The sequence below is a fragment of the Streptomyces sp. NBC_01275 genome, from assembly GCF_026340655.1.
Classification (GTDB): Bacteria; Actinomycetota; Actinomycetes; order Streptomycetales; family Streptomycetaceae; genus Streptomyces.
This window is the reverse complement of the sequence record NZ_JAPEOZ010000001.1, coordinates 5,091,089-5,112,619: the sequence shown is the minus strand read 5'-3', so window position 1 is coordinate 5,112,619 and position 21,531 is coordinate 5,091,089. Positions and strand designations below refer to the sequence as shown.

The following is a 21,531-nucleotide window of genomic DNA, read 5'->3' as shown; positions in this document are numbered from 1 at the left end:
TGTCTCGTCCGGACGTGGTTAACCTTCGGGCATGACCACCGAGTTGACTCTGCTGTCCCGAGTCGCCTACCGCGGGCGGGAGATCACCGCGCCCCGGCTGCGCGGGCTGTTGGCGTTGCTCGCCGGGGAGCTGCGCACCGGGTGCAGCACGGGGCGGCTGGTGGAGGGGCTGTGGCCCGACGAGCTGCCGGAGCGGCCGGGCAAGGCGGTGCAGGTCCTGGTGTCGCGGCTCAGGGCGCAGCTGGGCGCCGAGCTGATCGTGAGCACGCCGACGGGGTACCGGCTGGCGCTGGACGAAGCACAGGTCGACAGTTCCGCGCTGCTGCTGTGCGAGGCGGCGAGCGCCGAGTGTGCGCGGGCCGGAAATCACGAAGGCGTCCTGGCACGGGCCGAGGCCGGCTTGGCGCTGTGGGACGGGAACGTGGGCGCCGGGGCGGGCGAGGACCTGCACGATCCGGTGGTGGCGCTGCGCGCCGACCGGGTCCGGACGCATGGTGCGCTGGTCCGTTTCCGGGCGCTCGCGCTCGCCCGGGTGGGGCGGCGGGAGGAGGCGGCGGCGCCGCTGGCCGGGCTGGCCCGGGAGCTGCCGCGGGACGAGGAGGTGTTGGCGGAGCTGCTGCGGTGTGAGGCGGCGACGGCCGGGCGGGCCGCGGCGCTGACCCGGTACGACGCCTATCGACGTCGGCTGCGGGACGAGCTGGGGACCGATCCGGGGCCCGGACTCCGGTCCGTGTACCAGGAGTTGGTGCGGGCGGACGTGCCGACGGTCCGGCACGGTGTGCCGCACGATCCGAACCCGCTGCTGGGGCGGGACGCCGATGTCGCCGCCGTGGGCGAGTTGCTGCGCACGGTCCGGGTGGTCACGGTCGTCGGTCCCGGCGGGCTGGGCAAGACCCGGCTCTCCCACGCGGTGAGCCGGGCGGCCGCACACACCGTGGTGCACTTCGTCACCCTGGCCGGTGTCCTCACCGATGACGACGTGGCCGGTGAGGTCGCCTCGGCCGTCGGCGCCGCGGAGGGCGGGCGGTTCGGCGGGGACGTGGTGGGCGCCATCGTCGCCGCGCTCGGCGCCGGGCCCGCCCTGCTGGTGCTGGACAACTGCGAGCAGGTGATCGCCGGCGCGGCGGATGTCGTAAAGGCGTTGGTGTCGCGGTCGAAGGAGCTGCGGGTCCTGGCCACCAGCCGGGCTCCGCTGGGGCTGACCTCGGAGTCGGTGTACGCCCTGCCGGAGCTGTCGCTCGCGACGTCGGTCGAGCTGTTCGGGCAGCGGGCGCGGGCCGCCAGGCCCGGCGTGGAGCTGCCCGCCGACCAGGTGGCCGAGATCTGCCGGCATCTGGACGGGCTGCCGCTGGCCGTCGAACTCGCCGCGGCCCGGGTCCGGGTGCTCTCCGTGGCCGACATCTCGCGCCGGCTCCGGGACCGTTTCGCGCTGCTGCGCGGCGGCGCCCGCGACGCGCCCGAGCGGCATCGCACGCTGCAGGCCGTGGTCGAGTGGAGCTGGAATCTCCTGGAGGCCGACGGCCGGGCCGCGCTGCGCGCCTTGTCGGTGTTCCCCGGGGGGTTCACCGAGGAGGCGGCCCAGTGCATGCTCGGCGAGAGCGCGGACGCGCTGACGCTGCTGGAGCAGCTGGCGGATCAGTCCCTGGTCAAGGTGGGCGAGAGTCCTTCCGAAGGTCCTTCCGGGGGTCCCGCCGGGGGTCCCGCCGGGGTGCGTTTCCACATGCTGGAGACGCTGCGGGAGTTCAGTGCCGCCCGGCGCGCCGAGGCCGGCGAGGAGGAGGCGGTGACCGGCCGGTTCCTTCTCTGGGCCCGGGACTTCGGGCGGGCGCACCACGACGTGCTGTTCAGCGGCGGCCCACAGCGCCCGTGGATCCACATCGGGGCCGAGCAGGACAACCTCGTCCTGGCCCTGCGGTACGCGCTGGCCCGCGCCGACGGGCCCACCACCGCGGCGCTCACCGCGGCGCTGGGCTCGTTGTGGGCCACCGGATCCAACTACGCCCGGCTCGCCGCCCTCGCCGACGAGACCGGTGGGCCGCTGTCCCATTTCCGTCCCGGCCCCGAGGACCCCGAGGACGTCGAGACGGCCCGCAGCGCGGCGACGGTGTGCACGGCCAGCCTTTTCATGGGCCGCGGCCCCTACGCCGTACGCCATCTCGTCACGCTGCGCCGGCTGCCGCCCGCCCCGCCGGACACGCTGGCACGGGCGCTGGCCATCGTGCTGTGCGCCTTCCCGGAGATGCACCCGCCGCGGTTCACGCGGCTGCAGGAACTCTGCGACGCCGACGCGCCCATGCTGGCGGGCATGGCGGCGGGCGTCGCCAGCTATGTGTGGGAGGCCGAGCACGAGACGGAGCGCGCGCTGGAGTGCGCCCGCCGGATGCTCGACACGCTGGGGTCGCTCGAGAATCCGGCCATGCGGCTGATCAGTCATGGGCGGATCAGCGAGCTGTGCCTGAAGTCCGCGCACGGCGCGGAGGCGTACGACCATCTGCGGGCCGCACTCGGCGCGCTCGAGGAGGTCGGCGACTGGTCGGACTCGATCGGCGTCCGCTGGGGGCTCGTGCTGGCCTGTCTGCAGCGCGGGGAGGTCGACGAGGCGGAGCACTGGCTGGGGCTCGCGACGCTGGATCAGCAGTCGGAGTCCGCCGAGCCCTCCTTCGGCAGCGATCTGCCGGCCCGCGCGGAGATCGCACTGGCCCGTGGGCTGACCGAGGTCGGGCTCGGGCTGTGGCGCCAGGCGGTGGAGCGGATACGGGAGGGCAGCCTGCTGTACGCCGACGATCCGTTCGTGGATCCGTGGGTACTGGAGATCCAGTCGGCCGCGGTGGCGGCGCACGCGCAGCGCGGCCGACTCGAGCCGGTGGCCGGGCTGGCCGAGCAGTTGCGGGAACGGCTGCTCGGGATGCTGTCCGGCTCCCCGGGCGACGGTTCTCCGGCGGAACTGCCGGTGTACGGAACGGTGTTGCTGGCACTCGGCTTCGCCGGGCTGGCCAAGGGCGACCCGGCGGCCGTACGGCTGGTGGCGCTGGCGGAGCGGATGCCGGCGGTGCGGGAGTTCCCCGCCCTGTCGTCGGCCCGGTCCCGGGAGGCCGCCGAGAACGCCGACAGGGCGGCCTACGACGACGCGAGGTCGACGTACGCCACCCTGAAACGGGAGGAGCTGCGGGCGGCCGCACTGCGGGAGCTCAGGTCCGCGGCTCTCGGTTGAACGTCGCCTTGGACCACAGGTAGCCCAGCAGCGACAGCCCCAGGCACCAGGCGACGGCCAGCACCGCGTTCTTGGCGCCGATCCCGCTGCCCAGCAGCAGCCCGCGCAGGGTCTCGATGGCGGGCGAGAACGGCTGGTACTCGGCGAACCAGCGGAACCAGCCCGGCATGGCGTCCACCGGCACGAACGCGCTGGACAGGAACGGCAGCATCACCAGCGGCGTCCCGATGTTGCTGGCCCCCTCGGCGTTGGGGCTGATCAGGCCGATGCCGACCGCGAGCCAGGTCAGCGCGAGGCTGACCAGAGCCATCAGCCCGGCCGCCGCGATCCACTCCACCGGCGTCGCGTCGGGCCGGAAGCCGATGGCCAGTCCGATGCCCACGACCAGCACCAGAGCCGCCATCGTCTGGATCACGCTGCCGATCACGTGGCCGATCAGCACGGAGGCGCGGGAGATCGCCATGGTGCGGAACCGGGCCATGATGCCCTCGGTCATGTCGGTGGCCACGGACACGGCGGTGCCGAGCGAGGTCATGGCCACGGTCAGGAGAAGAATGCCGGGGACGATGTAGGCGACGTAGTCGGCGCGGTCCGCGGGGCCGCCGGTGATGCCTGCGCTCATCACGTTGCCGAAGACGTAGACGAACAGCAGCAGCAGGATGACCGGGGTGAGCAGCAGGTTCAGGGTGAGGGAGGGGTAGCGGCGGGCGTGCAGGAGGTTGCGCCGCAGCATGGTGAGGTTGTCGCGGAAGGGGTTCGCCCGCGGGGACTGGGGTGCGGTGGTCATCGGACGGTCTCCTTGGCGGTGGCGGTGGCGGCGCCGTTGTCGGCGTCCGTGTCGGCGGGGGCGGGGCTGTCTGTCAGGGCGAAGAACACGTCGTCCAGGTCCGGGGTGTGCACGGACAGCTCGTCGGCCTCGATGTCGGCGGCGTCCAGCCAGTCGAGGATGGCGCGCAGCTCGCGCTGGCTTCCGTCGCTGGGGATCTGCAGGGTGAGCGCCTCGTCGATGGGGGTCCCCCCGCGCGAGCGAAGCCGAGCGTGGGGGAGGGTCGCCTCGCGCAGCGCGGTCGCCGCCCGCTCGTACGCCGCCGGGTCGGAGAAGCGCAGCCGTACGTGGCCGCCGGGGACGAGCCGCTTGAGCTCCTCGGCGCTGCCCTCGGCGACCAGCCTGCCGCCGTTGAGCACGGCGATGCGGTCGGCGAGCTGGTCGGCCTCGTCCAGGTACTGGGTGGTCAGGAAGACGGTCGTACCGCGGGAGACCAGCTCGCGGATGATCTGCCACATGGTGTGGCGGGAGCGCGGGTCGAGGCCGGTGGTCGGCTCGTCGAGGAAGATGATCCGCGGGTCGCCGACCAGGGTCATGGCGATGTCGAGGCGGCGTTTCATGCCGCCGGAGTAGGTGGAGGCGGGCTTCTTCGCGGCCTCGGTGAGGTCGAAGCGCTCCAGCAGTTCGGCGGTCGTCCGTCGGCCCTCGGCGCGGGGCAGGTGGTGCAGGTCGGCCATCAGGAGCATGTTCTCCTCGCCGGTGATCAGGCCGTCCACGGCGGAGAACTGACCGGTGACGCCGATCGCGGCCCGAACGGCCTGGGCCTCGGCGGTGAGGTCGTGTCCGGCGATCCGCGCCTGTCCGCCGTCGGCGGAGATCAGCGTCGACAGGATGTTGACCACCGTGGTCTTGCCCGCGCCGTTCGGCCCGAGGAGGGCGAAGATCGTGCCGGCGGGCACCTGGACGTCTATGCCGTCGAGGACGGTCTTGTCGCCGTAGGACTTCCGCAGCCCGGTGGCCGCGATCGCGGGTTCGTCCTGGTGTCCGGGCCCTTTCCCTCGTTCGTGTCCGTTCCCTCGTCCGTGTCCGTGTTCGCGTTCGTGGTTCGTCTTCGTCATGCCGCAGAGCTTGCGGGCGGGGCGGTTCAGAACGGCTTCAAGCCGGTTTCAACCCTCCGGGGAGAGCTGCAGAGCGTTGAAACCTGCGGGTCGGGCCATATGGACCAGGACCCGCCGAAAAGCAGCGCCATTCGGCCCATTAATCATTTGGCGAAACAGCACGAGGAATTCTCCCACTCAAGCCATGTCGCCTGAATATGCCGCATTTGGATCACTTTCCTGCGTAATATGCCAGCCGCAGAATCAGGCGATTCTGCGCGGCCGGGAATCGCCAAGATCATCCCCTCAAAGGAGTTGGCCCCTCGATGACGCTGAATATCCATGACGCGCCTCCCCAGCGCACGACGTCGGTATGGATCGCGGCGGTGACGGCCGTGGCGATCGCCGCTGTCGTCACCGCGATGACGCCGACACGCGCCCATGCCGTCGCCACCCCGGTGCCTCTGGGCACGGCAGCCAGTTTCGGAGTACTGGCCGGCGCCACGGTCACCAACACCGGTCCCACGGTGGTCAACGGTCTCAACGTCGGTGTGAGCCCCGGAACGGCCATCACCGGGTTCCTCACCTCCGACGGAGGGCCCGGCATCGTGACCCCGCCCGGGGTTCTGCACTCTGCCGACGCCGTCGCGGGCCAAGCCAAGACCGACCTGAACACGGCGTACAACCAGGCCGCCGGACAGACTCTGACGGACGCGATCTACAACGACGCTCCCCACGAGTTCGGCGGCCAGGTGCTGACGCCGGGCCTCTACAGGGCGAACAGCTCCGCCGGGATCACCGGCACACTCACCCTGGACGCCCAGGGCAACTCCAGTGCCGTCTGGGTGTTCCAGATCGGTTCGACACTGACGACGGCATCCGCCAGCACGGTGAGCTTCATCAACGGCGCCTCGCCGTGCAACGTGTACTGGAAGGTCGGCAGCTCGGCCACGCTCGGCACCAACTCCACGTTCGTGGGCACCATCCTGGCCGACACCTCGATCACCGCCACCACGGGGGCGACCATCAACGGCCGGCTGCTGGCCGATGCAGGCCTACGCGGTGACGGCGCCGTGACGCTGGACACCAACAGGATCTTCCAGGGGCCGTGCGGGACCGGTGGGACCGGCGGGACCACGGGCGGTCTGATCACCGGCGGCGTGATCGCCGGGGCCACGTCGGCGGGCACCACGGGCAGCACCACCGTCGGCGCCATCGGCGGCGTGCCGACCGGCGGCGGCACCGGTGGCCTCCTGGGTGGTCTCCTCGGCGGCATCCTGACGACGGGCGGCACCACGGGCGGAGCGCTCGGCGGCCTCGTCGCCGGCACTACGACAAGCGGGACCACGGGCGGCGTCAACGGCGGCGTCAACGGCGGCGTCAACGGCGGTGTCAACGGCGGCGTGATCGGCGGACTGCCGGGCAAGCCCGGTGGCCACGACCACGGAAAGCCGCACAAGCCCAACAAGCCGCACAAGCCAAACAAGCCCAACAAGCCCAACAAGCCGGTTAAGCCGGGCAAGCCGGGTGGCCACGATCACGGTGGGAAGCCCGAAGAGCACGGCGGCTACGGCGGGTACGGCGGGTACGGCGGGTACGGAAGCAAGCCCGGCAAGAACGACGGCTACGGCGGCGTTCGTCACTGAGTCGTACGCGCGTCCCTGAGGGGACGTGCGGCGCGCCCGGCGCGCGGCGGATCGTTGTCGATTCCGTCGCGCGTCGGCCGCCGAGAACTCAGGAGAAGCAGCGAGAGAAGCCGAATCGAAAGGCGAAAGGCCGGGTGGGGCCGTGCTGGACGGCACTGCATCGACGGATGCGGATGAATCTGCGGATGAATCTGCGGACGCATTCACGCGGGAATCCGCGCAACAATCGACAGAGGGATCCTCGGAAAGAACCGCGGAAGGACCCACAGAACACTCGGCGCCTCCGCCGATCCTCCTGCAAGCGGTGACGAGTGTCGCCGTGTTCCTCTGCCTGGCGACGGCCCTGGTCCATGTGCTCCTGGTGTTTCTGCACGTGGCGCCCCCGAATCCGCTCTCCCGGCAGTACAGCCGGCAGGTCGACGCGTGGGTCTTCCCGCTGTTCGAACAGAACTGGCGACTCTTCGCCCCGGATCCGGAGTCCGTCAACCGGCAGATCTCGGCGCGGACCATGCACACCACGCCGGACGGCGCCATGCAGGTGAGCGGCTGGTTCGATCTGACCGCCGTGGACGGTTCCGCGGTGAGGCACAACGCCTTCCCGAGTCATACGGCGCAGAACATGCTGCGACGGGCCTGGAGTTCCTACCTCGAGAACCATGTCAGCGACGATCAGCCGCGCACGCAGCGGGCGTTGATGACTCAGCAGTACCTGACCAACATCGCGTCGGATCGCGTCGCCGCCCACCGTGGCGGGAGCTTCGAGGCCATCCAGCTACGGGTGGCCACCGTGCCCATCGCCGCGGGAACGGGAACCGGAGCGGGAGCGGCCGCAGTCGCTCCGACAGCGGCCGATACGCGGTATCTGCCCTGGTGGAAGGTGGAGGCGGACTCCCATGGAAACTGAGCTGGTTCCCGCACCGCACCGCGTCCCCGACCACGTCCACGACCACGTCCACGACCACGTCCACGACCACGTCCACGACCGCGTACGTGCGGCTCTCGGCGTCCTGACCGAGCGGCCGGTCTCCCTGTACGCCGCGGCGGTCCTGCGCATCGGATACGGGCTCGTCTACCTCGTCTTCCTGCTGCGCGAGTTTCCGCACCGCGACGAGATCTGGGGTCCGGGATCGCCGTGGACGCCGGAGTTGGCGAGGCAGCTGTTCGACCAGACGGGGTGGGTCAGCATCCTCACCCTGTCCGACAGCCGGGCCTACTTCGAGGCCTGTTACGCCCTGGCCGTCGGCGCGTCAGCGCTGTTCGCCCTCGGCTGGCGGACCAGGGCGGTGTCCGTGCTGTTCGCGGTCGTGGTCGCGTCGTTCCACGGCAGGGCGATCTTCATGACCGACGGAGGAGACAACCTCATCCTCCTCATGGCCCTCTACCTCGTCCTCACCGCGTGCGGCCGTCGCTGGTCCCTGGACGCACGCAGAACCCGGCTCCGAGCCTGCACGCGTGCCGAGGCGTGCCCGCCGACGGACCGGATCGCGGGCGGGCTCCGCCCTCACCTTCGCGCTTCCCGGCGGACCGTGACCACCGCGCTGCACAACTGCGGGATGTTCGTCATCGCGGCCCAGGTCTGCTTCCTCTACGGGTCCGCGGGTCTGTACAAGGTGCAGGGCGGATCCTGGGGCAACGGGACCGCCCTCCACTACGTCCTGAACCTCGACCTGTTCCGCCCCTGGCCGGGGCTCTCCCTCATGGCGGACGAGCACGACGTACTGATCGCCGTCGCCTGCTACCTGACGGTGCTGTTGCAGGTCGCCTTCCCGTTCGTCCTGTTCGGGCGGCTCAAGTACCCGGTCCTGACCATGCTGTTGGGCATGCACCTCGGTATCGCGGTCCTCATGGGGCTGCCCCTCTTCTCCGGCGCGATGATCATCGCCGACGCCGTCTTCCTGCCGGACCGCTTCTACCGGGCTCTGGGACGACTGTGGCGGCGCACCGCGCGGGGAGCGGGTTCCGGAAGAGTCGCGGACGCGCCCCGGACATCCCGTGCACGGGTACGGGCTCGGGTACGCGCACGGGTACCGGCGCAGAGCGAAGTGGCCGGCTGAGACCACGCCGTACCGCCGTACTGCCGTTCAGCCGTACGGACAGGTCGGGAACGGCGATCTTCATGCCGCCGTTCCCGATCCCGGCCGGAGTCCGTGCGGGACCCCGCGATCACCGGTCGCGCACGGCCGCGTACACCCCGCCGTCGACCAGGACGTCGATGCCGTTCAGGAAGCTCGCCTCGTCCGACAGCATGAAGGCGACGACCGCGGCCACCTCCTCGGACTCGCCGGCGCGGCCCAGCGGGGTCGCGTCGATGAGCTTCTGCATCGACGCGTGCTGCGCCGCCTCCTGCCGCCCCTGCGGGGTGAGGACGATGCCGGGCGAGAGGGAGTTGACGCGGGCGCCGACCGGTCCGAGCCGGACGGCCTCCTTGCGGGCGAAGCGGTGCACGCCGTGCTTGGCCCACGGGTAGGCGAGCGACGTGTTCTCGATGTCCGGGCCGACGGCGTCACGGATCCGGTCCAGGAAGTCCGGCTGCAGCGGGTCGTCCAGAATCGCGGCGATCTCCGGGGTGGGGTCGATCCGGGCGATCAGCGGTGACATCGAGGCGAAGTACACCTGGGCCGTGCCCGCGGTGGCCAGCGGGCGCAGCGCCTCGGCCAGGAGGGCGGTGCCTACGAGGTCGACCTCGAAGATGCGCCGCCAGTCGGCCATGGTGGGCGAGATGCCGGCCGCGTGGGCGACGGCCCGCAGCGTGCCGAGTTCCGTGACCCGCGTGGCGAGCCGGGCGAGGCCTTCGCGGTCCGTGACGTCGAGGGCGAACGGCTCGGCGGTGGCCCGGCGGCCGGCGTCGTTGAGGTCCTTCGCGACCGCGGCCGCTCCCGTCTCGTCCCGGTCGACGAGCAGCAGCACGTCCACCATGTCGGCGAGCCGCCGCGCACACGCCTCGCCCATCCCGCGTCCGGCACCGGTGACGATTCCTACGGTTGTCATACTCACTCCTCGTGGAAAGACGGGGTCTTGTGCGTTCGGGTCACGGCTGCCGGGACCAGGCGCGCTCCAGGGACGGCTGGGCCGCCCTGCTGACCAGCTCGACCCGGAAGCCCGTCTGCTCGCCGCTGCGCAGGAACGCGAAGAACAGGGCGCCGTCGGGACCCCTGCGGGTCGCCTCGATCACGTAGCCGTGGCGTTCGAGTGCGGCGGTGTCGGCGTCGACGTCGTCGGACCAGTAGCCGAAGTGGTGGATGCCGGACCCGGGCGTCGGCTCCCACAGGGTGGTCCCGGGAACGCGCCGGACGATCTCCAGTCGGGTCCCCGGGCCCTCCGACAGCGCATAGGCGCACCGGAAGTCGACGACCACGTCGCCGGTGGGCAGGGTCACCTCGGTGGGCCCGCCCATCTCCGCACCCCACTCGACCCCGAACAGCTCCGCGAGCTGGTCCTTCGACGCGTGGAAGTCCTCGGCGACGATGCCGACGTGGAAGTGGTCTTCGGGCCTCAGGATGCGGGTCATGGCGGCTCCTCGGTTTCGGGCTGCGCAGCTGCGCAGACCTTGAACAGGTGGTCGAGCACGCGACCACCTGCATGCAAGCGAGGAAGGCTGACTTCTTCCGGACGGTCTCCGGGAATCAGCCAGATGCGACCCGCGTCACATCCCGCGTCACGACCCGCCTCACGACCCGCGTCACGTCCCTGGTCGCCCGAACACGTAACCGAAGCCCCGGCGCGTGTGGATCAGCGCGGGTTCCTCCTGGTCCACCTTCTGCCTCAGGCGGGAGACGAGCTTCTCGATGGCCTCGGACGCGCGGAAGTCGTTCCAGACGTGCCGGCTGATCTGCTCCTTGGACAGCACCTGTCCGGCGTTGACCAGCAGATGGCGCAGCAGCCGGTACTCGGCGGGGGTGAGGTCGAGCGGCCTGGCGCCGCGCCGGGCGCGGCACGTCACCTCGTCCAGGACCAGATCGCCGTAGCGGGGCATCCCCGAGGGCGGCTCGGTGCGGCGGCCGCGCAGCAGGACCTCGACCCGCCCCAGGATCTCGGCGGCCCGGAAGGGCTTGGTCACGTAGTCCTCGGCTCCCCCGCCGAGTTCCGGGAGCAGGGTGTGGAGGTAGTCGCAGGTGATCAGGAAGAGCACCGGAGGGCGGTTGTCCAGGACGAGGCGGCGACCCCTGGCCAGGTCCTTGTTGTCCGGCAGGGTGGCGTCCCAGACCACCAGATCGAAACGCGCCGTCGTCAGCCGCGCCATCCCCTCGGCGGCGCCGCCCGCCGCGCCGACGCGGTAGCCAGCAGACTCCAGCGTCGTGGCAAGCAGCTCGGCGTCCCCGGGATCGCCCGCCACGACCAGAACGTCCGGCCCGTCCCCTGAGGACGACAGCGGCCTCTCGCCGGCATGAGCGCGCATGACCAGACCCTTCGTGGCCCTCGTGACTCTTCGTGCACGTCCGCCCGCACCGCCGAGCGGGCCGGCGGGCGCGCGCGGCCACGCGATCCCAGCGTAGGAGCGTGGCGCGTCATCGCGTCCCACCACGGTAACAGCCAGTTGCGTGACTCACGCAAAGTCCGCGGCCCGGGCGGTCGCCGCGACGGGCTTGCAGGGCGTCCGACCGACCCTCAAGGCCACTGTCCGGCAGGGGACTTCAGGGGCTACAGGTAGTCCTCCAGCGGGGCGACCGTGAAGCCCTGTTCCTGGATGTGACGCAGCAGGTTCACCGTCATCTGCGTCAGCGTCGTGCCCTTGAGCTCGGACGGCCCGCGGAAGTGGGCCAGAACGATGTCGCCCGGGTGGAGCTTCCTGTCGCCGCGCTGGTACTGCATGTTCTTGATCTGCATCGACTCGCGCCACAGGATGATCGCCTCGATGCCGCAGGACGCGGCGGCGGCCCGGGTGCTCTCGTTCCAGTTGCCGTAGGGCGGACGGAACAGCCGTGGCGTGGTGCCGTATCGATCCTTCAGCTTGCTCTGCTGGCCGCAGATCTCCTCCTTCTGAGCGGCCGCGCCCAGGGTGGGAAGGTTCGGATGGGTCAGCGTGTGGTTCTGGACGCCGTCGCCGAGAGCCTGGAGCTTCTTGAAGTAGCCGTAGTCGGCGCGTATGACGGAGTCCGTCAGGAACATCGTGAAGGGGATCTTCAGCTCCCGCATCATCGACACGAACTCCGGGTCCTTCTCCGCCCCGTCGTCGAACGTGAGAAAGACGATCTTCTCCTCGGTGGGTATCTCGCTGATCACCGGCACCCGACCGTCGGCGGCCGGCAGCGTTATCGGCTTGGCGGCGGGCGGGGCGGGCGGCGCGGCCAGCGGCTTGACGCCCCACTTGCGGTAGGCGACCTCGACGGCCGCCTGCGCACCCTCCTGCGCATCCGATGCGCCGCCGGGAAGCGGGGTCGACGACGCGGAGGGGGACGGCTCGGCGGAACGGGAGTCCGCCGGGGGCTCGGCCCCGCAGCCGCCTGTCGCCCAGCCCGCCGCGAGAAGGGCACAGGCCAGCGCCGCGCCCCTGATCCGCCTGTCCATCGTGTGCACCCCATGTCGTCCGTACGCCTCAGGCTGTCCACCTGGTTGATGTCGAACGGACATCCGAGGTTCCGCTCCGGACGCGACGCCGGGGGCCGGGCGGCGCGGGGAGTAAGGCGTCAAGGCGTCAAGGCGTCAAGGCGTCAAGGCGTCAAGGCGTCAGGAAGTCAAGGCGTCAGGGATTCAGTCGGCGGGCGCGCCGCTTGGGCGGATCAGGCCGCTTTCGTAGACCACGCTAGTCGCCTTGCGTGGGGTGAGCGCGCCGAGGGCGCCGGTGACGGCGGTCGGCGGGAGCGCGCCCTGGGCGAGGCGTCGATCAGGCGGCGGGTGACAGCCGGGGCGAGGATCCCCTCGCCGGAGGCCACGACGCGCAGGGCCGCGCACGCGGTGCGTCTCTACCCTGCGATAGAGGCCCTGTTCCTCCGCTGCGCCGACGATTCGCCGTCCGGCCGGCGGAATGCTGAGGGGCATGGACATCGCAACGCTCACCGTCGTACTCAGCGTGGTCGTGATCTTCGCGGCCGCGGTCCTCACCGCCTCCAACGAACCCCCGCTGTGGGTCTGTCTGCTGACCGGTGCGGGCTCCTTGCCGCTGAGCGGCGCCCTGGTCAACGCGCCCGTCTTCACCTCCTCCGTCGGGGACAGCGGGGCCGGCGAATGGGCCGTGCGGCTCGCCGTCGCCTCCACCCTCACGGCCGCGTCGAGCTTCTTCGTCGGCAGGGACAGCCGGGAGGGCGCCGCCGACGACACCACCGCCGACGGTCCTCCGTCCCCTCATCAGGGGAACGCCCTGAGCGCACCCCGACCGCACCCCGATACACGCATGCCGTCGGGCGTACACGGATGCCGTCGGGCGTACGGCCCTCCTGGATGATCTCCGCCCGCGGAGTCGTCGCCCCGCTGCCAGACTGGTCGAGAGGAAGGGTGCGGCACGGGATTCGGCCTCCGAGGGGCGTTCCCGGGACCGGTGCGGGTCTCGCCCGCGGAGTGGGGAACTCGGTCGGGCGAGAGCGAGGGAAAGAGGCCCATGAACAGTAGGGGCGTCACATCCGGAGGCACGGTGGAGGGACGCGTGCCGGAGGACTTCGCGGTCGTCGTCGACGCCGGTGGGGCGGTCGCGATGTGGAGCGCCGGGGCTCAGCGGCTGCTCGGCTACGAATCCGCCGAGGTCGTGGGCCGTCCGGCCGGCGACCTGCTCGCCGCCGGCCTGCCCGAGTCCGCGCGGCGGCACGTGGCCGTCGGCCGCGGGGTGGCCACCGAGGTGGCGCTTCGGCACCGGGGCGGAGACCGTGTCGTGGTGCGGCTGCAGGGGACGCCGTTGGCGGACGCGGGCCCCGGTCGGCTCTGGCTCGTGACGGGAGCCGCACCGGCGAGCGGCGCCGGGCGGCCCGAGCCGGGGACACAGGCCCTGCCGGGGACACAGGCCCTGGCGGGGGCACAGGCCCTGCCCGCGCCGCAGGACCTGCCCGCGCCGCAGGACCTGCCGGAGGCGCAGGCCCTGTGGGACCTCACGCTCGCGCAGCTCCCCGTGCCGGTGGCGGTCTACGACCGCGAGGCCCGGCTGGTGGCCGCCAACGCCGTCATGTCCCAGGTGATGGGCATGACCATGGCGGAGATGCGCGGCCGGACCCTGTCGGAGATCGAGCCCACTCCGCCGTTCGACGAGTACGACCGCCTCCAGCGACAGGTCCTGCGCACCGGGGAGACGGTCTTCCACGAGAACCACGGCAAGGCTCCCGGCGAGACCCGGGAACACGCCTGGTCGATGTTCATCACCCCGTTGAAGGACGAGAGCGGCGCCGTCCAGGGGGTGTCCGCGGCCGTCTTCGACACCACGGAGCAGTACTGGGCCCGGCAGCGCCTGGCGGTTCTCAACGACGCCGGCGTGCGCATCGGCAGCACCCTGGACGTGTCCCGGACCGCCGAGGAACTGGCCGACGTGGCCGTGACCGGGTTCGCGGACTTCGTCACCGTGGACCTGCTGGAGTCCGTCGCGTTGGGCGACGAGCCGGAACCGGTGCCTCCGGACGAGCCCGTCACCGTACGCCGTACGGCGCAGCGGTCGGTGCTGGAGGGCTGTCCGGAGTCGGTGGTCGCCACGGGCGGCACGATCCTCTATCCGGTGGGGACCCCGCCGATGCGCTCGCTGATCGCAGGCCGGGGCACCCGGCACACTGCGGGCGAGCCGGGGATGCAGGCGTGGATCAGGTCCTCGCAGGCCCGCGCCGAGTCCGTGAGCAGGCACATGATCCACTCGGTGATGCTGGTGCCGCTGCGCGCCCGGGGAGTGACCCTGGGTCTGGTGCACTTCCTGCGGCACCGGACGGCGGAGTCCTTCAGCGCGGACGATCTGCTGCTCGCGGAGGAGATCGTCGCCAGAGCGGCGGTGAGCGTGGACAACGCCCGCCGCTACACCCGCGAACGCCGGACCGCGCTGGCGCTCCAGCGCAGTCTCCTGCCCGACCGGCCACGGGACCTGGCCGCGATGGAGGTCGCCTACCGCTACCTGCCGGCCGGCTCCGGCGCGGACGTGGGCGGGGACTGGTTCGACGTCATCCCGCTGTCCGGCGCCCGGGTCGCGCTGGTCGTGGGCGACGTGGTGGGCCACGGCATCCACGCGTCGGCCACGATGGGCCGCCTGCGGACCGCCGTGCGCACGCTCGCGGACGTCGATCTCGCCCCGGACGAACTGCTCACCCAACTCGACGACCTGGTCCTCAGGCTCGACCGGGAGGAGGGCCCCGAGGCGCGCGGGCGGGCCCAGGACGCGTCGGGCGAGGTCGGGGCGACCTGCGTGTACGCCGTGTACGACCCGGTGTCCCGGCGCTGCACCATCGCGCGCGCCGGACATCCGCCGCCCGCCCTGGTGACCCCCGACGGCGCGGTGCGGTTCCTCGATCTGCCGGCCGGGCCGCCGCTCGGCCTCGGCGGTCTGCCGTTCGAGGCCGTCGAGGTGGAGCTGGCGGAGGGCAGCCTGCTCGCCCTCTACACCGACGGCCTGGTCGAGGCCGCCTCCCGCGACATCGACGTCGGTCTCACCCTGCTGCGCGAGGCGTTGAGCGGCCCGGCCGCACCGCTGGAGGAGACCTGCGACCAGGTGCTGCGCACCGTGCTCGGCGACCGTCCCGGCGACGACATCGTGCTGATGCTGGCCCGCACGGCCGCCCTCGACACGGCGAAGGTCCGCACCCTGCGGCTGCCCCGGGATCCCGCGGCCGTGGCCGGGGCCCGCAAGGCGGCGGGCGAGCAGCTGGCCGCCTGGGGGCTGACGGAGGCGGCGTTCGCCACCGAGCTGATCGTCAGCGAGCTGGTCACGAACGCCATCCGGTACGGCGTCGACCCCATCGTGCTGCGGCTCATCCGCGACGCGACGCTCATCTGCGAGGTCTCCGACGGCAGCGGCACCGCGCCGCATCTGCGACGAGCCCGGGTCTTCGACGAGGGCGGGCGCGGTCTGATGCTCGTCGCCCAGATCGCCGAGCGCTGGGGCACCCGCCAGACCCCCACCGGCAAGATCATCTGGACGGAACAGGCGCTGCCGGGGTCGTAGCTCCGGTCCGCCGAGTCGGCTTGCGTGGCATGCGCATGCGCATGCGCTGATCACCCGTCGCCGGCGGGGAGCCGTACCGTGAAGGCGGTCGATCCCGGGCCGCTCTCGAGGGTGACGCTTCCACTGTGGGCCTCGGCGACCGCCGCCACGATCGACAGGCCGAGGCCGGCGCCGGTGCCGGCGCCGTCGCCCGAGGCCTCGGTGCGGCGGCGGTCCGCGTGGGTGAAGCGTTCGAAGACCTTGGGCTGGACGTCCGCGGCGACGCCGGGTCCGTCGTCGTGGACCGTCAGCACCGCCGTCCCGTCGCCGTCGTCGGTCTTCAGCGAGATGGTCACCGTGGTGCCGACGGGTGTGTGCAGGCGGGCGTTGGCCAGCAGGTTGGCCAGCACCTGGTGCAGCCGGTGGGCGTCGCCCGGCACCGTCACCGGCTCCTCGGACAGCTCCAGCAGCCAGCGGTGTCCGGGGCCCGTGGCCTGCGCGTCCGTCACCGCGTCCAGGACCAGACGAGTCAGGTCGACGGGAAGGCGTTCCAGGGGGCGGCCCGCGTCGAGGCGGGCGAGGAGCAGCAGGTCGTCGACCATCTCGCCCATGCGGGCCGCCTCGGCCTCGATGCGTTCCAGGGCCCGCGCCACCTTCGGCGGCACCGGGCCGGGGTGCAGCAGCGCCAGTTCCGCGTGACCGCGGATCGACGCCACGGGCGTGCGCAGCTCGTGGCTGGCGTCGGCGGCGAAGCTGCGCAGCCGTTCCTCGCTGGCGTGCCGTTTGGTCAGCGCGTCCTCGACATGGCCGAGCATCGCGTTGAAGGCGCCGGCGACGCGTCCCACCTCGCTGCGCGGGTCGCTCTCGGGCGCGCGGGGCGCAGGCGCCACCTCGCCGCTGGAGAGCGGCAGTTCACTGACCCGGGTGGCGGTCGCGGCCACCCTGCTGAGCGGTCGCAGCGACCAGCGCACCCACAGGGCGCCCGCGACGCCGGCGACGGCGAGCGCCGCGCCGAAGACGACGGCGGCGACCAGTTCCAGCCGGTGGACGGTGACCTCGACGGACTCCAGAGGAAGCCCGGTGATCAGGACGTCGCCGTCCCTGCCCTCGGTCGCCATCATGCGGTACTCGCCCAGGGACGAGAGAGCGGTCGTGTGCCCCTGGCCGTCGGCCGGCAGACCGGCGAGCCTTCTCCTGTCCTGCGCGCCGAGCGCGACGGTCACCGTGCCCGTACCGCTGCCGGACGCCACCACCGCGGCGTTGGTGACCGTGTCGCCGACCAGCCGGGCGCCGAAGGTCCCGACGGTCTGCCGGCGGGTGTCCCCGTCGCCGTCCTCGTCGCCGTCGTGGTCCGAGGGTCGGGTCCCGCCGTGTTCCAGGCTCGCCGGGAACCGTGCGCCCGTCTCGCGCAGCTGCTGGTCGAGCCGGCCGGTGAGAAAGCCGTTCAGCTCCACCACCGCCGCGACTCCGACGGCCGCGCAGCTGACCGCGAGCAGCACGACGAGGCCGGCCGTGAGGCGGGCTCGCAGCGTGTGCGGCCAGGGCGGCCGCGGCGGCCGCCACCGTGTCCCGCTGCCGGGCCGTGCCCCACGGCCGGGCCGCCTCCTCACCGGGCCGCCGGCTTGAGCACGTATCCGGCGCCCCGCACGGTGTGGATCATGGGCGGGCGGCCCGCGTCCACCTTCTTGCGCAGGTAGGAGATGTACAGCTCGACGACGTGGGCCTGCCCGCCGAAGTCGTAGGACCAGACGCGGTCGAGGATCTGCGCCTTGCTGAGCACACGTCGCGGGTTGCGCATGAGCAGGCGCAGCAGTTCGAACTCCGTCGGGGACAGCTCGACCAGTTCGCCGCCGCGGGTGACCTCGCGGGCCTCCTCGTCCATGACCAGGTCGCCGACGGTCAGCCGCGGCCCGTCCTCCGCCTGCCGGGCCATGCCGGCGCGGCGCAGCAGTCCGCGCAGCCGGGCGACGACCTCCTCCAGGCTGAACGGTTTCGTCACGTAGTCGTCGCCGCCCGCCGTGATGCCCGCGATGCGGTCCTCGACGGCGTCGCGCGCGGTCAGGAAGAGCACGCACACGTCGGGGCGCACGGCGTGCAGCGAGCGCAGCACGGCGAAGCCGTCGGTGTCCGGGAGCATGACGTCGAGGACGACGGCGTCGGGCAGCAGCTCGCGCGCCTCGGCGACGGCCGAGACGCCGTCGCCCGCCGTGCGCACCTCCCAGCCCTCGTAGCGCAGGGCGCCCGAGAGCACCTCCGCGAGATCGGGGTCGTCGTCGACGACGAGGACCCGGAGCGGGGCGCCGTCGGTCCGGGTCAGCGCGGGGCGGCCGGAGCCGCGGGGGCGGGGAGTGTTCATCTCAGGTACCAGGATGCCGTCTCGCCTCGCCCCGGGCCGCTTCCCCGACCTCTGAGTCCGCTCTGAGTCCACTGTGAGTCCGCCGCGCCGCCGGTCCGCTCCGCTCGTCCGTACGACCCTTCCCACCTGCGGCAAGGCCGCGCCGCCCACCCCGCGCTGAGAGCAGGCTCAGAAGTTGCGGCGGCACAGTGTCGTCCGGGCGGCCGAGGGACACAGGGCCGCCCACAGGAACGTAGAGACGCAGGGACGCAGACACGTGGGACGCAGACACATGGGACGCAGACACGTGGGGACAGCCGAAGGGACACGCGGATGACGACGGCGTACGCGCAACGAAGGGCCGCCCCCTCGCCTCCCGCGCCTCCTGCACCGACGCGCTCCCCCGCCGGCCCCCTCCTCGCCGTCCTGTGGGGCGGGGCCGCCGCCTTGATCGCCCTGTGGTGGCACGACACGGGGTCGGTCGTGGGCGCCGCGGGCTGGCTGACGGGCGCGGGGCGGATCGCGGGACTGCTGTGCGGATACGCCTGCGCCGTCCTCGTCGGTCTGATGGCCCGCGTCCCGCTCCTGGAGCGGCGGATCGGGGCGGACCGGGTGACGCGCTGGCACGCGATGGCAGGCCGCTACACGGTCTGTCTGCTGGCGGCCCACGTCGTGCTGATCCTGCTCGGGTACTCCGCCCAGGACGGCTCCTCGTTCCTGGACGAGACGCTCACCGTGGTCCTGGACTACCCGGAGATGCTCAAGGCCACCGCCGGCGCCGTCATCCTGTTCGCGGTCGGGCTCGTCTCGGCCCGCGCGGTGCGCCGTCGGGTGAGCCACGAGTTCTGGTACTACCTGCACCTGCTCACGTACGCGGCCGTCTTCCTCTCCTTCGGCCACCAGCTCGCCCTGGGGTCCGACTTCATCGGCAGCCAGTCCGCCCAGGCCGTCTGGTACGCGCTGTACCTGGGCGTCGCGGCCCTGGTGGCGTGGTTCCGGATCCTCGCCCCGGTACGGCTCAACCTGCGTCACCGGCTACGGGTCGACTCCGTGCACAAGGAGGCGCCGGGCGTGTACTCCGTCGTCGTGCGGGGCCGTCGGCTGGACGAGATGGGTGCGCGGCCGGGGCAGTTCCTGCGCTGGCGGTTCCTCACCGAGGGCATGCGCTGGACCTCCACGCCGTACTCCCTGTCGGCGCCGCCGCGCCCGGACCTGCTGCGCATCACCGTCAAGGCGCTCGGCGACCACAGCGCCGCCGTCCCCCTGCTGCGGCCCGGCACCCGCGTGTGGGCGGAGGGCCCCTACGGCGCGCTGACCGCCGACCGACGGACCGCGCACAAGTCCCTGCTGATCGCGGGCGGGGTCGGCATCACCCCGCTACGCGCCCTGTTCGAGACGCTGCCCGGCGACGTCACCCTCCTCTACCGCGCCCGCACCGCCGAGGACCTCGCCCTCGGCGGCGAGCTGGAGGCCGTCGCCCGGTGGCGCGGCGCGAAGGTGCTCTACGCGCTCAACGGCCCGGACGGCCGGCGCCCGGACCTAACGGCCCAGTCCCTGCGCGCGGCCGTGCCCGACCTGGACGCCCACGACGTGTACCTGTGCGGCCCGCACGGCTTCGCACAGGACCTGTACGAGGCGCTGCGCACCGCCGGGGTCCCGGACCGCCGCATCCACCACGAGTCCTTCGAGCTGTGAGGCCGTCTTGCACACGTTGAGGAAGAACCGTCCGCTGCGCCGCATCGCGTTGGCGAGCGCCGCGACCGTCTCCGGCATGGTGCTGCTGCTGTCGCTGAAGCCGCACACGACGCCGACCGTCGCCGGACTCGCGACCTCTCCGGCGCCGTCCAGCAGCTCCGGCAGCTCCGGCAGCTCCAGCAGCTCCGGCACGTCGAGCGGAGCGACCGGCTCGACCGGATCGGCCACCGGCACCCGGACCGTCACCGGGGACTCCGTCCAGACCCGCTACGGCCCCGTCCAGGTCCGCGTCACGCTGAAGAACGGGAAGCTCACCGACGTCACCGCCCTCGCCTACCCGCAGGAGAACCCGAGAGACCAGCAGATCAACGCCTACGCCGTCCCCCAGCTGACCAGAGAGGCGCTCACCGCCCAGAGCGCCGACATCGACACGGTCTCCGGAGCCACGTACACCAGCGAGGGCTACCGCGAGTCGCTCCAGTCGGCACTGGACTCGGCCGGCGGCTGACACCTGCCCGCGCCCCTGCCCCTGCCCCTGCCCCTGCCCCTGCCCCAGCCCCAGCCCCTGCCCTACGCCAGTTCCCTCCACAGATCGAGTTTGGGGGCCTCCGACTTGTACGAGGAGCCCGAGCGGCCGTGTTCCGGATGCAGCGCCTTGTAGTGAGCCACCAGCGACTCCGCCGCCTGAACCGTGCGGCCGGGCAGATCACGCTCGATCGCCCGCTCCCAGGCGAACGGCGACTTGGGGTCGTGCAGGGTGAGCAGGGGCAGCCAGCGGCAGGCCTTCCAGCAGATCAGTTCCGGCGCGTACTCGATCAAGTGGCCGTGGCCCTGCCGGGACTTCCTCGGCATCTCGGCCAGCGCCGATCGGGCCGTCCGCCACGCCTCGACGGCACGCATCACGCCCACCGGGCTCATCCGCCCGTGGAAGAGGCCTCGGTAGACCGCGGAGGCGTGGTCGCCCCACAGAGCTTCCTGTCCTTGCGGGGTGGCCGCCCGGTGCGCCGCGACCGGCTGCGAACCGTCCGACAGACAGGCGAGGGCAGAGGTCACGTCGGCCATGGAGAAACGCAGTCCATGGGGCCCCGCGGTCACGCCCCGGCGGGGATCGAAGTCGCCCTTCTCCCAGTCGGCGTCCATCAGGCGGCGGATGTTCGGGCACCGGATCAAACGGTCCTGCGCCGTCGACACGTTGAGGCAGCGATCCGCGCCGTCGTGAGTGCGACGGGCCCGGTCCCGCTCGCCCCCGCACCGGATCTCCAGGCGGATGACGGCGCGCTCCAGGTGCTCGCGCGGCAGACGGTCCCGCAGGTCGGCGATGACCCTCAGGCGTTGGAGGCCGTCGATGCACTCGGGTTCGACGACACGTAGGCAGTCGGCGAACGGGCGTAGACCGGGACGGACTTCGACCGCTTCCGCGCCCCACACGATCTGCCCCACGGCCCCGAAGTCCTCGGGCCGCTCCTCGAGCATCCGCGTCAGCTCCACGTTGGCCGCGGTTCCCCCGAGATAGCCGCGTTTGGCCCGGAGCCGGCGCGGGGCGGCGACCGAAGCGGCGATCGGGGCGAGGTCGGCCGCGGTCACGTCCGCGGACCAACCGCGGGTGAGCTGGGCGAATCGCAGGGGCCGAAGGGAGAGACCGGGGTCGGTCGCGAGCGAACGCTCGGCGGACGAGGAGAAGGTCGACGAGGAGATGGTGTGCACGACTGCTCAACGCATGAGTTCGCAGAGCGTGACGGTCCCCGGG

The 21,531-nt window shown here is 72.2% G+C and carries 17 protein-coding genes; 8 read left to right on the top strand and 9 right to left on the bottom strand.

What is annotated here, in order from left to right; genetic code table 11:
• Nucleotides 1-31 precede the first annotated feature (31 nt).
• A complete protein-coding gene (locus OG562_RS22475) occupies nucleotides 32-3,211 on the top strand; it encodes a BTAD domain-containing putative transcriptional regulator (RefSeq protein ID WP_266400543.1) in 3,180 nt (1,059 codons plus the stop codon).
• On the opposite strand, the gene OG562_RS22470 is transcribed toward OG562_RS22475, so the two are convergent.
• Nucleotides 3,189-3,998 carry an ABC transporter permease gene (locus OG562_RS22470; RefSeq protein WP_266400540.1) on the bottom strand — a complete coding sequence of 270 codons (810 nt, stop codon included), beginning with the start codon at nucleotides 3,996-3,998 and terminating at the stop codon, nucleotides 3,189-3,191. The two genes, OG562_RS22475 and OG562_RS22470, sit on opposite strands and share 23 nt — an antisense overlap.
• The gene (locus OG562_RS22465) at nucleotides 3,995-5,095 is read right to left on the bottom strand and encodes an ATP-binding cassette domain-containing protein (RefSeq protein WP_266400538.1); all 1,101 of its coding nucleotides are present in this window, start codon (nucleotides 5,093-5,095) and stop codon (nucleotides 3,995-3,997) included. Before OG562_RS22465 ends, OG562_RS22470 begins: the two co-directional genes overlap by 4 nt.
• A 305-nt stretch (nucleotides 5,096-5,400) precedes the next feature.
• Here OG562_RS22465 and OG562_RS22460 point away from each other — a divergent pair, with 305 nt between their 5' ends.
• The 3 genes from OG562_RS22460 to OG562_RS22450 all read left to right on the top strand — a co-directional run bounded on the left by OG562_RS22460 (nucleotide 5,401) and on the right by OG562_RS22450 (nucleotide 8,774).
• Nucleotides 5,401-6,720 (top strand): ice-binding family protein, encoded by a 1,320-nt coding sequence (locus OG562_RS22460; RefSeq protein WP_266400536.1) that lies wholly within the window; start codon nucleotides 5,401-5,403, stop codon nucleotides 6,718-6,720.
• 304 nt (nucleotides 6,721-7,024) lie between these two features.
• On the top strand, nucleotides 7,025-7,624 hold the full coding sequence (locus OG562_RS22455; RefSeq protein ID WP_266400534.1) for a DUF5819 family protein: 600 nt from the start codon (nucleotides 7,025-7,027) through the stop codon (nucleotides 7,622-7,624).
• Nucleotides 7,614-8,774, top strand: coding sequence for an HTTM domain-containing protein (locus OG562_RS22450; RefSeq protein ID WP_266400532.1), 1,161 nt, complete (start codon nucleotides 7,614-7,616; stop codon nucleotides 8,772-8,774). The genes OG562_RS22455 and OG562_RS22450 overlap by 11 nt, the downstream gene beginning before the upstream one ends.
• Before the next feature lie 109 nt (nucleotides 8,775-8,883).
• Here OG562_RS22450 and OG562_RS22445 read toward each other — a convergent pair whose 3' ends face one another.
• From OG562_RS22445 to OG562_RS22430, 4 genes are all read right to left on the bottom strand, one after another.
• Nucleotides 8,884-9,708, bottom strand: coding sequence for an SDR family oxidoreductase (locus OG562_RS22445; protein WP_266400530.1), 825 nt, complete (start codon nucleotides 9,706-9,708; stop codon nucleotides 8,884-8,886).
• A gap of 40 nt (nucleotides 9,709-9,748) precedes the next feature.
• On the bottom strand, nucleotides 9,749-10,228 hold the full coding sequence (locus OG562_RS22440; RefSeq protein ID WP_266400528.1) for a VOC family protein: 480 nt from the start codon (nucleotides 10,226-10,228) through the stop codon (nucleotides 9,749-9,751).
• A 171-nt stretch (nucleotides 10,229-10,399) separates the two neighbouring features.
• Nucleotides 10,400-11,116 carry a response regulator transcription factor gene (locus tag OG562_RS22435; protein ID WP_266400525.1) on the bottom strand — a complete coding sequence of 239 codons (717 nt, stop codon included), beginning with the start codon at nucleotides 11,114-11,116 and terminating at the stop codon, nucleotides 10,400-10,402.
• Nucleotides 11,117-11,358: 242 nt separating this feature from the next.
• Nucleotides 11,359-12,225 carry a polysaccharide deacetylase family protein gene (locus tag OG562_RS22430; protein ID WP_266400523.1) on the bottom strand — a complete coding sequence of 289 codons (867 nt, stop codon included), beginning with the start codon at nucleotides 12,223-12,225 and terminating at the stop codon, nucleotides 11,359-11,361.
• Nucleotides 12,226-12,694: 469 nt separating this feature from the next.
• Between OG562_RS22430 and OG562_RS22425 the strand changes: the two genes are divergently transcribed.
• Together OG562_RS22425 and OG562_RS22420 are read left to right on the top strand one after the other, a co-directional pair.
• A complete protein-coding gene (locus tag OG562_RS22425; protein ID WP_266400521.1) occupies nucleotides 12,695-13,099 on the top strand; it encodes a hypothetical protein in 405 nt (134 codons plus the stop codon).
• Between the two features lie 153 nt (nucleotides 13,100-13,252).
• Complete coding sequence (locus tag OG562_RS22420; protein WP_266400518.1) at nucleotides 13,253-15,775, top strand: SpoIIE family protein phosphatase; 2,523 nt, start codon at nucleotides 13,253-13,255, stop codon at nucleotides 15,773-15,775.
• A 50-nt stretch (nucleotides 15,776-15,825) separates the two neighbouring features.
• Here OG562_RS22420 and OG562_RS22415 read toward each other — a convergent pair whose 3' ends face one another.
• Together OG562_RS22415 and OG562_RS22410 are read right to left on the bottom strand one after the other, a co-directional pair.
• On the bottom strand, nucleotides 15,826-17,283 hold the full coding sequence (locus tag OG562_RS22415; protein WP_323187662.1) for a HAMP domain-containing sensor histidine kinase: 1,458 nt from the start codon (nucleotides 17,281-17,283) through the stop codon (nucleotides 15,826-15,828).
• A 77-nt stretch (nucleotides 17,284-17,360) separates the two neighbouring features.
• Nucleotides 17,361-18,110: a response regulator transcription factor gene (locus OG562_RS22410; protein ID WP_323187545.1), complete on the bottom strand. Its 750-nt coding sequence runs from the start codon at nucleotides 18,108-18,110 to the stop codon at nucleotides 17,361-17,363.
• Nucleotides 18,111-18,422: 312 nt separating this feature from the next.
• Between OG562_RS22410 and OG562_RS22405 the strand changes: the two genes are divergently transcribed.
• Nucleotides 18,423-19,784: a ferredoxin reductase family protein gene (locus tag OG562_RS22405; RefSeq protein ID WP_266400514.1), complete on the top strand. Its 1,362-nt coding sequence runs from the start codon at nucleotides 18,423-18,425 to the stop codon at nucleotides 19,782-19,784.
• Nucleotides 19,785-19,791: 7 nt separating this feature from the next.
• Nucleotides 19,792-20,292, top strand: a complete 501-nt coding sequence (locus OG562_RS22400) for an FMN-binding protein (RefSeq protein ID WP_266400512.1) — start codon at nucleotides 19,792-19,794, stop codon at nucleotides 20,290-20,292.
• 62 nt (nucleotides 20,293-20,354) lie between these two features.
• Here the strand turns inward: OG562_RS22400 and OG562_RS22395 are convergent, their stop codons facing one another.
• On the bottom strand, nucleotides 20,355-21,488 hold the full coding sequence (locus OG562_RS22395) for a hypothetical protein (RefSeq protein ID WP_266400510.1): 1,134 nt from the start codon (nucleotides 21,486-21,488) through the stop codon (nucleotides 20,355-20,357).
• Between the last annotated feature and the right edge of the window lie 43 nt (nucleotides 21,489-21,531).

Bases quoted from the DNA above. Each gene is read 5' to 3' on its own strand.
- OG562_RS22420 (WP_266400518.1), top strand. From the start codon at position 13,253: ATGAACAGTAGGGGCGTCACATCCGGAGGCACGGTGGAGGGACGCGTG.
- OG562_RS22425 (WP_266400521.1), top strand. From the start codon at position 12,695: ATGGACATCGCAACGCTCACCGTCGTACTCAGCGTGGTCGTGATCTTC.
- OG562_RS22460 (WP_266400536.1), top strand. From the start codon at position 5,401: ATGACGCTGAATATCCATGACGCGCCTCCCCAGCGCACGACGTCGGTA.
- OG562_RS22450 (WP_266400532.1), top strand. From the start codon at position 7,614: ATGGAAACTGAGCTGGTTCCCGCACCGCACCGCGTCCCCGACCACGTC.
- OG562_RS22435 (WP_266400525.1), bottom strand. From the start codon at position 11,116: ATGCGCGCTCATGCCGGCGAGAGGCCGCTGTCGTCCTCAGGGGACGGG.
- OG562_RS22440 (WP_266400528.1), bottom strand. From the start codon at position 10,228: ATGACCCGCATCCTGAGGCCCGAAGACCACTTCCACGTCGGCATCGTC.
- OG562_RS22465 (WP_266400538.1), bottom strand. From the start codon at position 5,095: ATGACGAAGACGAACCACGAACGCGAACACGGACACGGACGAGGGAAC.
- OG562_RS22445 (WP_266400530.1), bottom strand. From the start codon at position 9,708: ATGACAACCGTAGGAATCGTCACCGGTGCCGGACGCGGGATGGGCGAG.
- OG562_RS22470 (WP_266400540.1), bottom strand. From the start codon at position 3,998: ATGACCACCGCACCCCAGTCCCCGCGGGCGAACCCCTTCCGCGACAAC.
- OG562_RS22405 (WP_266400514.1), top strand. From the start codon at position 18,423: ATGACGACGGCGTACGCGCAACGAAGGGCCGCCCCCTCGCCTCCCGCG.
- OG562_RS22430 (WP_266400523.1), bottom strand. From the start codon at position 12,225: ATGGACAGGCGGATCAGGGGCGCGGCGCTGGCCTGTGCCCTTCTCGCG.
- OG562_RS22410 (WP_323187545.1), bottom strand. From the start codon at position 18,110: ATGAACACTCCCCGCCCCCGCGGCTCCGGCCGCCCCGCGCTGACCCGG.
- OG562_RS22475 (WP_266400543.1), top strand. From the start codon at position 32: ATGACCACCGAGTTGACTCTGCTGTCCCGAGTCGCCTACCGCGGGCGG.